Origin of the sequence: Paeniglutamicibacter sulfureus, from assembly GCF_039535115.1 — a bacterium.
Classification (GTDB): Bacteria; Actinomycetota; Actinomycetes; order Actinomycetales; family Micrococcaceae; genus Paeniglutamicibacter; species Paeniglutamicibacter sulfureus.
On the sequence record NZ_BAAAWO010000001.1, the window covers coordinates 3,733,170 to 3,745,996 of the forward strand.

Sequence of the window (12,827 nt, forward strand, 5' to 3'; positions counted from 1 at the left end):
CGGCGGAGTCATTGGCCGGGTACGGCACGACAACCCGGCTGAATGGCGAGAACAAAAACATGAGCATGGAAACTGCGGCCTGGCATTCATTGTGGAGAATGTCCGGACCGGACAAGGGCAAGGCATATGCGTCCACGACACCGCGGAGGGTGCTGGCCTTTGCCGCGAGCTACAAGAACCGGCTTTTGGTCTTCGTGCTGTTCTCTGTGCTGTCGGCCGTCTTGGCAGTGATCACCCCGGTGTTGGCCGGACGCGTGGTTGATGCCATCGTGGCCCAAACCGGGATCCAGGTGGTGTTGAATCTGGCGGGGATCATCGCGATCGTGGCGGTGTTGGACGCCGTCATCTCGCTGGTGGTCCGCTGGTTCTCCTCGAAACTGGGCGAGGGAATCATCTTCGATCTGCGCACCGCAGTCTTTGACCACGTGCAGAAGATGCCCGTGGCATTCTTTACCCGCACGCGCACCGGGGCCCTGGTCAGCCGCCTGAACAATGACGTGATCGGAGCCCAATCCGCTTTTGCCGGAACCCTCTCGGGCCTGGTTTCGAACACCGTGGCAGTGGTGTTGACCGCAGGTGTCATGTTCTCCACGTCTTGGCAGGTCACTGCGCTGGCGTTGGTGCTGCTGCCGGTCTTCCTGTTTCCCGCACGCCACTTCGGCAAATCCCTGGCCTTGCTGCGCAAGGAATCGGCGGACCTCAACGCTTCCATGGGCACCCAAATGACCGAACGGTTCTCCGCCCCCGGGGCTACGCTGATAAAGCTATTCGGGCGCCCGGCCGACGAATCGGCGCAGTTTGCCACCCGCGCCGGACGCGTGCGGGACATCGGGGTGAAGATGGCCATGCGCCAGTTCTTCTTCGTCTCCATGCTCACCTTGGTGGCTGCCCTGGCCCTGGCCCTGGTGTACGGGCTCGGCGGTGTCTACGCGGTGCGCGGCCAGCTGGCCGCCGGTGATGTGGTGGTGTTGGCATTGCTGCTCACCCGGCTCTACGCGCCGCTGACTGCGCTGGCCAACGCCCGGGTGGAAATCACCAGTGCCCTGGTGAGCTTTGACCGCGTCTTTGAAATCCTTGACCTCAAGCCCCTGATCAGCGACTCACCCAATGCCCGCGTGCTGGATCCAGGCCCGGTGTCGGTGAAGTTTTCCAACGTTTCCTTTGCCTACCCCAGTGCGGAGAAGGTGTCCCTGGCCTCCCTGGAAGACGTCGCGGTGCTCGACACCCGGGGCGGGGAAACGGTATTGCACGGTATCGACTTCGAGATCCCCGCCGGGACCACGGTGGCCCTGGTCGGCTCCTCGGGGGCCGGAAAATCAACGATCGCTTCCCTGCTGGCGCGGCTCTACGACGTTGATTCGGGCAGCGTGCAGTTGGCGGGGGTCGATATCCGCGAACTGAAACTGGGTTCGTTGCGCTCCACCGTTTCCATGGTCACGCAGGACGGGCATCTTTTCCACGAGACGATTGGATCAAACCTGCGCCTGGCCAAGCCGGAGGCCAGCGACGCGGAGCTTTGGCAGGCGCTGCAGCGAGCCCGGTTGGAACCCACCATCGAAGCGCTTCCCGACGGGCTGGACACGGTGGTGGGGGAACGTGGCTACCGGCTCTCGGGTGGGGAGCGCCAGCGCATGACCATTGCGCGGCTGCTCCTGGCCGCCCCGCAGGTGGTCATTCTCGATGAGGCCACCGCCGCGCTGGATTCTTCCAACGAAGCGGCCGTCCAGGCCGCGTTGGCCGAAGCACTGGAAAACCGGACGGCCCTGGTCATCGCGCACCGCCTCTCCACGATCCGCACGGCCGACATGATCCTGGTCATCGAGGATGGACGGATTGCCGAGCGCGGCACCCACACCGAGCTCATGGCCGTGCGAGGGCGTTATGCCGAATTGCACGACACCCAGTTCGCGCAGTAGGGCCGGGGTGTCAGCGACCCAGCAAGCCGGGCAAGACCTTTTCGCGAAGTAGGGGCGCGATGTCAGGTCGGGCCATCGCAGTTTCCGGCTCCAGCCACATGATTTGGTCGATTTCGGCTTGGATTCTCGGGCTCTCCAGGGTTCGCGCGGCAAACAAATAGGCGTGGATGTCGGTGTCGGCCTCGTTGGCTGCAGGCCCCTTCCACATCCCCATGGCGGTGACTTGGTCGGGACTGAAAACCAGTCCGATTTCCTCCTGTGTTTCCCGCAATACCGCGGACAGTGGACTTTCCCCGAATTCGAGTTTTCCTCCCGGCTGCATGAAGGTAGTGGTCCCCTGCTTGCGCACCAAAAGGATGCGTCCGGAGGCGTCTAGTAGTTGCAAGGCTGCGATGGTAAGAATCTTTGGCACAACTTGAGCTTAACAACCGCTAAAAGCACAGGTGGGGTGATAGCGTGCTTTGTGGACAGGCCTACGGGCGCGTTTTTCCATTTACTCGTGGATACTGGAGACAATTCGCCAGCGCGCCGTGTTCCAGGAACCCCACTAGTCATTGGGGACAAGTGGTTCGGGCATTGCCAATGGGGGATCAAATGTGGATCTACAAATGGAGAATTGATGCAGCGGGGCACCAACTTAGGTCGACTCGGGGATTTTAATCAGGCGGTCATTTTTGAATCGATTCGCCGTGCAGTTGACGGGGTCAGCCGTGTGGAGCTTGCAGGCTCGACCGGGCTTTCCCCACAGACCATTTCAAACGTCGTGCGCCGACTCTTGGATGAAGGTCTGGTCCGCGAGGACCGGACGATTGTTTCGGGCCCGGGCAAACCGCGTACCGTCTTGGAACTTGAATCCAACCGCATGGTGGCCGTAGGTATCCACCTGGATCCCGGCGTAATCACCGTGGTGATACTGAACCTGCGGGGTGAAATCCTGCACTCGCGCCGCCTGGATATTCCCGCCGTCGAGGTTCCGGAAAAGACCATCGAAACCATGGCGACGACCGTGGACGAGATTATTTCCGAATCCGGAGTACCGCGTTCCAACGTGTTGGGCGTGGGTGTCGTTGTTCCCGGTCCCTTGGATCCCGAACGCGGGGTGATGATCGATCCGCCGCTGCTCGACGGTTGGAAAGACGTTGACATGGTCGGACCCTTGCACCGGTTGCTCAAGCTCGATGTCATCATTGAAAAAGACACCATTGCCGCCTCCATCGCGGAACAGTGGAAGGGCAACGACGCCGAGCGCGACAATTTCGTCACGATGTATGTCGGTGCCGGAATCGGTGCAGGGATGGTCCTCAACGGCGAAATCCATCGCGGCATCAGCAACAACGCAGGTGAAATCGGGCATTACTCCACCGGCGTCATTTCCCAGGACTGCAACATTTGCGGCCGCAACGATTGCCTGCATGCCTCATTGTCGTTCAACATGATTGCGCAGCAGGCACGCGAGCGAGGCCTGAACCTCACGGCACCAGATGACGGCAACGCCGAAGAGCGCGCGGCCGGCATGAACGAAATCGTGGCCTTGGCGCAATCCGGCAATGAAGTGGCTGTGGAACTCATCCGGGAATGCATGGGACATGTGGGCCAGGTTGCCGGACAGCTCTGCAACACCCTCGACGTCGGATTGGTGATTTTGGCTGGCCCCTTGTGGGCAGAGGTCGATGAATGGTGCCTCGAAGATGTGCGTGCGATCATCAACGAACGCTTCAGCTCCAAGCACGTGCACGCGATCGAGGTTCGCTCCTCGACATTGGGCCACGAAGTTGGCGCAATTGGCGGGGCCTGCGCGATCATGGACGCGAGCCTCTCGCCAAAGGCCGCGGCACTGTTGCTGCGCTAAGCGGTCGTATATTACGTCAAAGGATCGTTCATTACCGTTTTGAACGATCCTTTGACTTATTACCCATGAGTCAGTTGACAAACTTTCTCTAATGAATTTAGATGACCAATAAGAGTTGGTGGCAACCGAGCTGCCCACCGTTGTTTTCGTGTTGGTCTTGTTTATCCGCGAACACAGTGCGTGGGGGAACGGCAGGTCGGCTGCTGGGGACCCGACTCTTAACGCCGTCGACCGGTGCCGTAGGATGTAATGGGAGTTATCCCACGGATTCACCGGTCGACGGCACTCCCATTTAAGCGTCCATCCGGATTTCACGCAGGCGATGCTCGTGAGAAAATACCGTGTCGCTGCGGCCTATCGCCCCCTTCGCCAATGCGGTGCCGCGGCCGTGGAAATGCCGTTCTTCCCCGCGGACGGGGCACCCTCTGAATGCGCAAAGCACTCTTCGTCCCCTACGCCTCCGAGGCAAAGTGACCGGCGTCATTGCCGGGACGGGCTTGGCGCTCTGGGGACTCGCCCGCCGGCTCCCTTGGTGCTGGCGCAACTGCAGATGGGCGCGGACGGATTTTGCATAAACGAAACGCGACCTGCATACATGCAGATCGCGTTTCGTTTTGGTGCCCCTGGCCGGAATTGAACCGACGGCCTACTCTTTAGGAGAGAGTCGCTCTATCCAACTGAGCTACAGAGGCTCGAATCGTCAAAAACGATCCGGACCAATTCTAACGGTATTTTGGCGAATCGTGGTTAATGTGGCGCCGCGTGCCGGGGAGTCACGCGGTCCTTGGCCTAGAGCAGTCCCCGCTTGGACAGTTCCCACTTCTCCCGGAAAGTGCGCACAAAGGCGGCAATGAGCACACCGAACAAGATCGCCGCGGTTGCAAAGAGCAGCATCCACCGCGTGGTGGTCAGAGTTGAGGCCAACGAGACGGCTGCCGGATCCAGCGCGCCGATGAACAAGGCGTCGATCGCCCGGTTCTCCCAAAGGTCGACAACCGCGAAGGCCATCGGGGGCACCCACAGGATCCAGCGGACCGAACCACGGGCGGTGTTGATGTTGACTGCCAGCATGGTGATCAAGGCCAGAAAGAGCGGGAACAGCAACCCTGCGGTTTTATGCACGTAGTTCAGTTGCCCTGCGGCGTCCGCGTCCATGGCCTGGCGCAATGCCTCCACGTGCTCCACGGAATAGCCCCCGATCATTTGGTCGGGCATGGTCAGTCCGTTGGACAGATCTTCCATCTGGTTTAACACTAGTAAGTGGAAGTACCCGAAGAGGAACAGCGTGACGACCAAACCGGCAATCAGGATCAGGCTGGCGTTGCCTGCGGCCTTCTCCGGCGTTCGCTGAGTCGAGGGATTGATCGGCGCAGTTGCCGCGGCGGGGCGGTTGTACTTCTTCTTTTTCTTCTGTGACTTGGCCATAACCCCAATTATGCCGTCAATCGATCCGCGCCCGCCCAATGCGTGGCTGCTCCGCCGTAGACTAGGGCACATCATGGATTTCCTTTTCGATGACTTCGTCGCGCCCGCTCCAGCCCCACAATTGCCAGGCACCCAAGAGCTGCTTGCCGGTTTAAATCCCGAGCAGGAGCAGGCGGTCAAGCATGCAGGCTCCCCGTTGCTGATTGTCGCCGGGGCCGGGTCGGGCAAGACCCGGGTGCTGTCACATCGCATTGCCTATCTCCTGGCCACGGGTCGGGCACGTCCACACGAGATCCTGGCCATTACGTTCACCAACAAGGCCGCGGCCGAAATGCGTGAGCGAATCGCCGCCCTGGTGGGTGAAGACGTGGCCAAGAAAATGTGGGTTTCAACGTTCCACTCCTCGTGCGTGCGCATCCTTCGCCGGGAGGCGGCTTCGGTGGGACTGAAGTCCAGCTTCTCCATCTATGACTCCGCAGATTCCCTGCGCCTGATCACGATGGTGGCCAAGGGCCTGGAGCTGGATCCGAAGAAGTTCACGCCCAAGTCGATCGCGCACAAGATCTCCGCGCTGAAGAACGAGCTCATTGACGATGAACAATATGCCGCCACAGTCGCAGGCAATGACCCGTTCGCCTCGGCCGTCCTCCAGGTGTACCGCGGCTACACCGAGCGTTTGCGCGCCGCAAACGCCCTGGACTTCGATGACCTGATTGCCCACGTGGTCAACATCTTCCGCGCCTTCCCTGCGGTCGCCGACAATTACCGCCGGCGTTTCCGCCACGTCATGGTCGACGAGTACCAGGACACCAACCACGCACAGTACGCCCTGGTGCGTGAACTGACCGGCCCGGACGGCCCCACTCCCGGCGGCGAACTGACTGTGGTGGGCGACTCGGACCAATCGATCTATGCCTTCCGTGGCGCGGACATCCGCAACATCAACGAGTTCTCCAAGGATTATCCGGACGCCGAAACGATCAAGCTCGAGCAGAACTACCGTTCGACGCAAACGATCCTCTCGGCCGCCAACGAAGTGATTAAGCGCAACCCCGACCGCCCCGAAAAGCGACTGTGGACCGCGGAGGGCGACGGCGAACTGATCATCGGCTACGTGGGGGAGTCCGAGTCTGACGAGGCCCGCTGGATCGCCGATGAGATCCTGCGCCTGAATGACGAGGAAGGCATCCGCCCCGGGGATGTTGCCGTCTTCTACCGCACCAACGCGCAATCGCGTTCCCTCGAGGAACAGTTGATCCGCGTGGACCTGAAGTACAAGGTCATTGGCGGAACCCGCTTCTACGACCGCAAGGAAGTCAAGGACGCCCTGGCCTACCTGCGGGTGCTGGTGAACCCGGAAGACGACATCAACGTCAGGCGCATTCTCAACGAGCCCAAGCGCGGGATCGGGGACCGGGCCGAATACTCGGTGGCCGCGCTGGCCGAACGCGAACGGATCTCCTTCATGGCGGCGCTGCGCCGTGCCGATGACGCCCCCGGCCTCGGAACCCGCGGGCAAAACATGATCGGCGCCTTCGTGAAGATCATTGACGACCTCTCAGTGGTCGCAGAGGGCTCGGGACCTGCCGAGGCGCTGGAAGCGGTCCTGGAGCAGACCGGCTACCTGGAAATGCTGCGTTCATCCAACGACCCACAGGACGAATCCCGCGTTGAGAACCTCGCCGAGCTCGTGGCGGTGGTGCGGGACTTCATGAAGGAGAATCCCGAGGGAACGCTTACGGATTTCCTGGAACGCGTGGCGCTGGTGGCCGACGCCGATTCCATCCCCGACGCACCGAACGATGCGGAGGGCGCGGACATGGCGCACCGTGAGGGAATGGTCACGCTCATGACCTTGCACACGGCCAAGGGGCTGGAATTCCCGGTGGTCTTCCTCACTGGCATGGAACACGGGATCTTCCCGCACCAGCGCTCGCTGACCGACGAGAAGGAATTGGCGGAGGAACGCAGACTGGCCTATGTGGGGCTCACCCGTGCCCGCCAGCGTCTCTACTTGACGCGGGCCGAATACCGGAGCCTGTGGGGCCAGTCCCAATACAACCCCGCCAGCCAGTTCCTTGAGGAAATCCCCGCGAGTCTTGTGGACTGGAAACGCGAGGGCACCAAGCGGGCCAGCTTTGAGTCCTTCGGCGGGCGCAACAACTTTGCCACCAGCCGCTACGAATCGGGTTCCTATTGGGGCGCAGGGTCCGGCAGCGGTGGCGGAGGCAGGCTTTCCGGTGCCCCGGAGATCCACACGTTGAGCACCGCGCCCCCGGCGCGGGCCAAGGGCCGTGTGCAGCCAAACAAGGAAATCATTTCCTTGTCGGTGGGGGACAAGGTGACACACGGGACCTTCGGCCAAGGCGTGGTTCTGGCGCTGGAGGGTGCCGGGGACAAGACAGTGGCGAAGGTTAAGTTCGCTGATGCCGAGAAACGCCTATTGCTGCGATACGCCCCGCTAACCAAGGCTGACTAGCCGGTTCCCGGGCATTGTCGACACATCCGTCCGGACCTGCGGTGATGTGGTTGTGTCGGTACTCACGCGCCCGATGGCTCTACCGAATGTAGAACTGTGCCATTGGGCGCTAAGGCGTTAGGCTGAGCAAGGAGCCTGGCCTTATCCCAGGTTGGGCTCTACCCCCTCGATGCATGGAACCGTGCCTACGGAGCCATGCCTTGAGTCAGCATAGACTTCGACAAGAAGGACACAAGCCCGTGGACCTGTATGAATACCAGGCGCGCGATATGTTCGAGTCGCACGGCGTACCCGTGCTGGCCGGCATCGTTGCCTACACTCCTGAAGAAGCCAAGGCAGCAGCCGAGAAAATCGGCGGCGTCGTGGTTGTTAAAGCCCAGGTAAAGGTCGGAGGCCGCGGCAAGGCCGGCGGCGTCAAGGTCGCAAAGACCGCCGACGAGGCATTCGCATACGCAACCGACATTCTCGGCATGGACATCAAGGGCCACACCGTGAACAAGGTCATGATCGCCCAGGGCGCCGACATTGCCGAGGAGTTCTACTTCTCGGTGCTGCTGGACCGCGCGAACCGCAACTACCTGGCCATGTGCTCGGTGGAAGGCGGCATGGAAATCGAGGACCTCGCCGTTGAGCGTCCCGAGGCCCTGGCCCGCATTGCAGTTGACCCGGCCGTGGGCATCGACCAGGCCAAGGCCGACGAGATCGTCGCCGCCGCCGGTTTCGCCCCGGAGCTGACCGAAAAGGTCGCCTCCGCCATCCTGAAGCTGTGGGACGTCTTCAAGAAGGAAGACGCAACCCTGGTTGAGGTCAACCCGCTGGTTCGCACCGGCGCCGGCGACATCGTCGCCCTCGACGGCAAGGTCTCCATCGACGAGAACGCCGAGTTCCGCCACCCGCACCACGTCGAGCTTGAGGACAAGGACGCAGCGGATCCGCTCGAGGCCAAGGCCAAGGCAATGGACCTGAACTACGTCAAGCTGGACGGCGAAGTTGGCATCATCGGCAACGGTGCAGGCCTGGTCATGTCGACCCTCGACGTCGTTGCCTACGCCGGCGAAAACCACGGCAACGTGAAGCCCGCCAACTTCCTGGACATCGGCGGTGGAGCCTCCGCCGAGGTCATGGCCGCAGGCCTGGACGTCATCCTGAACGACAAGCAGGTCAAGTCGGTCTTCGTGAACGTCTTCGGTGGCATCACCGCGTGTGACGCCGTTGCCAAGGGCATCGTCGGCGCGCTGGCCGAACTCGGTTCCTCCGCCAACAAGCCGCTGGTCGTGCGCCTCGACGGCAACAACGTCGAAGAGGGCCGCCGCATCCTGGCCGAGGCCAACCACCCGTTGGTCACCCTGGCAGCAACCATGGACGAGGGCGCCGACAAGGCCGCCGAGCTCGCCAACGCAGCGAAGTAAGTAGGGATACGCGAACATGAGCATTTACCTTAACAAGGACTCCAAGGTCATCGTTCAGGGCATCACCGGTGGCGAGGGTACCAAGCACACCGCACTGATGCTGAAGGCCGGCACCAACGTCGTCGGCGGCGTCAACGCCCGCAAGGCCGGCACCACGGTGCTGCACGGCGACAAGGAGATCAAGGTCTTCGGCGCAGTGGCGGAAGCCATGGCCGAAACCGGCGCAGACGTTTCCATCGTCTTCGTGCCGCCGGCATTCACCAAGGATGCAGTCGTTGAGGCCATCGAGGCAGGCATCGGCCTGGTCGTTGTCATCACCGAGGGCGTTCCGGTTCAGGATTCGGCCGAGTTCTGGGCACTGGCCCAGTCCAAGGTCGACGCCGACGGCAACCAGGTCACCCGCATCATCGGCCCGAACTGCCCCGGCATCATCACCCCGGGTGAGGCACTGGTCGGCATCACGCCGAACAACATCACCCAGAAGGGCCCGATCGGCTTGGTCTCCAAGTCCGGCACCCTGACCTACCAGATGATGTACGAATTGCGCGACCTGGGCTTCTCCACCGCCATCGGCATCGGCGGCGACCCGGTCATCGGCACCACCCACATCGACGCCCTGGCTGCGTTCGAGGCGGACCCGGAGACCAAGGCCATCGTGATGATCGGCGAAATCGGCGGCGACGCCGAAGAGCGTGCGGCCGACTTCATCAAGGCCAACGTCACCAAGCCGGTCGTCGGCTACGTGGCCGGCTTCACCGCACCCGAGGGCAAGACCATGGGCCACGCCGGCGCCATCGTCTCGGGCTCGGCCGGTACCGCACAGGCCAAGAAGGAAGCACTTGAGGCTGCAGGCGTGAAGGTCGGAAAGACCCCGTCGGAAACCGCAACGCTGCTGCGCGAAGTTTTCGCCGCACTCTAATGCACCTGTAGTATCCGCTGACGGCGGTTGGACATCCGGTTTTCCGGTGGCCAACCGCCGTTCGCCGTTAAGCGCCGACCGGCCTCGGCCGCTTCTCGCCCGGCGGGAACGCCGTTTGCACGCCATGCCCCGCCGATGCCTAGGATGCGTGGAGGACAGTGTCCTCCACGCTCGAAAGGCAGGTCGCTTCGCATCATGAAACGTTCCCTCACCCGGATTCCTGCGGCCCTCGCCCAGTTGAAATTCAAGTCATTGCCGAAACCAGGCAAGGGTCCGGCGAGTGGGGCGCTGAACCTGGAAGACCTGCGAAGGCTTGCCAAGCGCCGCACTCCCACTGCGGCCTTCGACTATGCGGATGGCGGTTCCTACGCCGAAGAGGCCTTGGAACGGAACTACCGTGCGTACCGGAACACCGAGTTGCTACCTGGGATCCTGCGCGACGTCAGCGCGGTGGACCCCTCCGTGACCGTGGCCGGTGGGCGATTCTCGTTGCCTGTGGGCATCGCCCCCACCGGACTGACCCGCCTGATGCATGCCGCCGGAGAACGCGCCGGGGCAGCAGCAGCGGCACGGCAGAACATACCCTTCACCCTTTCCACCATGGGTACCGTGTCCATCGAGGAAACCGCCGCCGCGGCACCAGGGGGCACCCGCTGGTTCCAGCTGTACCTCGGCCAGGACCGTGCGGCGTCCCTGGCCATGATGCGCCGGGCCCGGGAAGCCGGCTACAGTGCCCTGCTCCTGACAGTGGACACCGCCGTGACGTCCAACCGCTTTCGGGACCAACGAAACGGCATGACGCTGCCGCCCACGCTCGGCCCTTCAACCGTTCTCGATGCGCTCAGGCGCCCCGGCTGGTGCCTGGACTTCCTCACCACCGAACCGCTGGGCTTCGCAAACTTTCCGGACAACACGGGAAACGTCAGTGCCCAGTTCAACACGATGTTTGACGCATCCCTGAACTACACCGACCTCGCCTGGGTGCGGGAGGCATGGCCGGGCACCTTGATCGTCAAGGGAGTGCAGGGCCCGGAGGACGCTGTGGCATGCTTTGGGCACGGCGTCGACGGCGTGGTGGTCTCCAACCATGGCGGACGCCAGCTGGACAGGGCGCCGGTGCCGGTGTTGCAGCTGCCTGCCATCCGCGCGGCCGTGGGACCGGACCGGCTCATCATCGCCGATTCGGGAATCATGAGCGGCGGCGACGTGGTGGCGACGCTGGCCGCAGGGGCGAACTTCACCCTCATCGGCAGGGCCTACCTCTACGGTTTGATGGCCGGGGGACAGGCAGGGGTTGAACGCGCCCTGGAGATCCTCGAACGGGAGATTCGGCAAACCATGGCCCTGCTGGGCGTGCGCACCCTGTCGGAACTAGGTCCGCAACACGTGCGCCTGGGCGAGGGGTGAAGCCGCCGGCACCGCTGTACGCGACCGGCGCGTTGTCCCCGCAAACCGCTCGGGGAACACCGCGCCGGTCGCTTCCACGAAGGCCATGGCCACCTAAGCGGCGGCGACCCTCACCGGAATGGATTTCCAGCCGCGTAGCGTGGTGTGCATGAATTGCTCGGGCTCGGCCGTCAACTCGATGCTCTTCACCCGGCGCGCCAGTTCGGTGATCAGCACGTCCATTTCGAGTCGCGACAGCGGCTGGCCCACGCACTGGTGGATGCCCATGCCGAATGCCAGGTGCCCGCCGGCTGCTCGGGCGATATCGTACTCGTTCGCCGTCGGCCCCCAGCGCCGCTCGTCGCGGTTCGCGGCGCCAACGAATACCGCGACCTTGGTATCGGCCGGGATGGCCATGCCCCCGATTTCCGCGGCCTGGCTCGTCGTGCGGTAGAAGGACTGAAACGGCGACTCATAGCGGAAGGCCTCGTCGATGGCGAACTTCACGAGCTTGGGATTCTCGTGGACCTTCGCATATTGCCCGGGGTGGCGGACCAAGGCCAACAACGTGGCTCCCAGCGAGAAGATCGTGGTGTCCAGGCCTGCCGAGAGCATGGCCCGCACCAGTAGCGGTGCCTGGTCCGTGGTGATCTCGCCGCGGTCTGCGAGGTCCCAGATCTGCGCACCCAGGCTGCCAGGGCGCAGCCGTTCACGGGCGGTATTGGCCATGGCCCAGTCGTTGGTGCCGGCCCCGGCGGAAAAATGCTCCCTGGCCAGGGGCGTGTCGGGTCCGAAGGTGGAGAAATTGGCAGCGCCCAGCGCCAGGAGGTTCTCGGCCCGGCCCTCGCGCGGAATACCGACGGCATCCCCAAACGCGCGCAGGGGGAAAACCTCCGACAGGTCCTTGACCAGGTCGAATTCCCCGCGCTCCAGCAGCTCGTCGACCAGCTCGGTGGCGTACTCCTCGAAACCCGCGCGCAGCGAACGGACCCCGCGGGGTGAGATGACTCCGGCTATGGCATGGCGCATCTGGGTGTGGATCGGGGGATCCGATTCCATGATGCCCTGGGCCCGCCAGCTGGGTTCGCGGTGAAGGTTCCGCGGCCCGGCACCCGCGCCGGAGATGAAGGTCCGATAGTCCTCCAGGACTTCCTTGCACTCATCGAAGCGCGTCACGGCCAAGACATCGTGCTCCTTGAGCAGTACAACCGGGCCGGCGTCGCGCATGCGTTCAAAGAGCCCATATGGTTCGGCCAAATGCGCCGGGGAATAGGGGTCTTCCGTAAATATCGGCGCTGTGGCAGCGGCCAGGGTCGAGTCCATGGGTACCTCCCGAGATCGTGGTGACTGCCCTCAACCTAGCGTGCCGCGGTTCAGCGAGTAAGCGTGGTTCTCACTATGTGAGAGTCGGAATTGTCCTTCGCTCCCGCAGCGTGCAACATCG

At 62.8% G+C, this 12,827-nt stretch carries 9 protein-coding genes and 1 tRNA gene; 6 read left to right on the forward strand and 4 right to left on the reverse strand.

Annotated features, from left to right (window positions below; all coding sequences use genetic code 11):
* The first annotated feature begins 59 nt into the window (after nucleotides 1–59).
* Nucleotides 60–1,916: an ABC transporter ATP-binding protein gene (locus tag ABD687_RS16950; RefSeq protein WP_302262962.1), complete on the forward strand. Its 1,857-nt coding sequence runs from the start codon at nucleotides 60–62 to the stop codon at nucleotides 1,914–1,916.
* Between the two features lie 10 nt (nucleotides 1,917–1,926).
* Here ABD687_RS16950 and ABD687_RS16955 read toward each other — a convergent pair whose 3' ends face one another.
* Nucleotides 1,927–2,328, reverse strand: coding sequence for an NUDIX hydrolase (locus tag ABD687_RS16955; protein ID WP_264268519.1), 402 nt, complete (start codon nucleotides 2,326–2,328; stop codon nucleotides 1,927–1,929).
* A 207-nt stretch (nucleotides 2,329–2,535) separates the two neighbouring features.
* On the opposite strand from ABD687_RS16955, the gene ABD687_RS16960 reads away from it, so the two are divergent.
* Nucleotides 2,536–3,765: an ROK family transcriptional regulator gene (locus ABD687_RS16960; RefSeq protein WP_264268518.1), complete on the forward strand. Its 1,230-nt coding sequence runs from the start codon at nucleotides 2,536–2,538 to the stop codon at nucleotides 3,763–3,765.
* Between the two features lie 615 nt (nucleotides 3,766–4,380).
* Here ABD687_RS16960 and ABD687_RS16965 read toward each other — a convergent pair.
* Both ABD687_RS16965 and ABD687_RS16970 read right to left on the reverse strand, forming a co-directional pair.
* Nucleotides 4,381–4,457: transfer RNA gene (locus ABD687_RS16965), tRNA-Arg, on the reverse strand.
* Between the two features lie 97 nt (nucleotides 4,458–4,554).
* A complete protein-coding gene (locus tag ABD687_RS16970) occupies nucleotides 4,555–5,190 on the reverse strand; it encodes a hypothetical protein (RefSeq protein ID WP_310289489.1) in 636 nt (211 codons plus the stop codon).
* A gap of 73 nt (nucleotides 5,191–5,263) precedes the next feature.
* Here ABD687_RS16970 and pcrA point away from each other — a divergent pair, with 73 nt between their 5' ends.
* The 4 genes from pcrA (at nucleotide 5,264) to ABD687_RS16990 (ending at nucleotide 11,404) form a co-directional block, all read left to right on the forward strand.
* Nucleotides 5,264–7,669: a DNA helicase PcrA gene (pcrA, locus tag ABD687_RS16975; protein ID WP_310289487.1), complete on the forward strand. Its 2,406-nt coding sequence runs from the start codon at nucleotides 5,264–5,266 to the stop codon at nucleotides 7,667–7,669.
* Between the two features lie 239 nt (nucleotides 7,670–7,908).
* Nucleotides 7,909–9,078, forward strand: coding sequence for an ADP-forming succinate--CoA ligase subunit beta (gene sucC, locus ABD687_RS16980; RefSeq protein WP_217388367.1), 1,170 nt, complete (start codon nucleotides 7,909–7,911; stop codon nucleotides 9,076–9,078).
* Between the two features lie 16 nt (nucleotides 9,079–9,094).
* Nucleotides 9,095–9,997: a succinate--CoA ligase subunit alpha gene (sucD, locus tag ABD687_RS16985; protein ID WP_264268515.1), complete on the forward strand. Its 903-nt coding sequence runs from the start codon at nucleotides 9,095–9,097 to the stop codon at nucleotides 9,995–9,997.
* A 195-nt stretch (nucleotides 9,998–10,192) separates the two neighbouring features.
* Nucleotides 10,193–11,404 (forward strand): alpha-hydroxy acid oxidase, encoded by a 1,212-nt coding sequence (locus ABD687_RS16990; RefSeq protein ID WP_264268514.1) that lies wholly within the window; start codon nucleotides 10,193–10,195, stop codon nucleotides 11,402–11,404.
* Between the two features lie 93 nt (nucleotides 11,405–11,497).
* Here the strand turns inward: ABD687_RS16990 and ABD687_RS16995 are convergent, their stop codons facing one another.
* Nucleotides 11,498–12,706 (reverse strand): cytochrome P450, encoded by a 1,209-nt coding sequence (locus tag ABD687_RS16995; protein WP_264268513.1) that lies wholly within the window; start codon nucleotides 12,704–12,706, stop codon nucleotides 11,498–11,500.
* Between the last annotated feature and the right edge of the window lie 121 nt (nucleotides 12,707–12,827).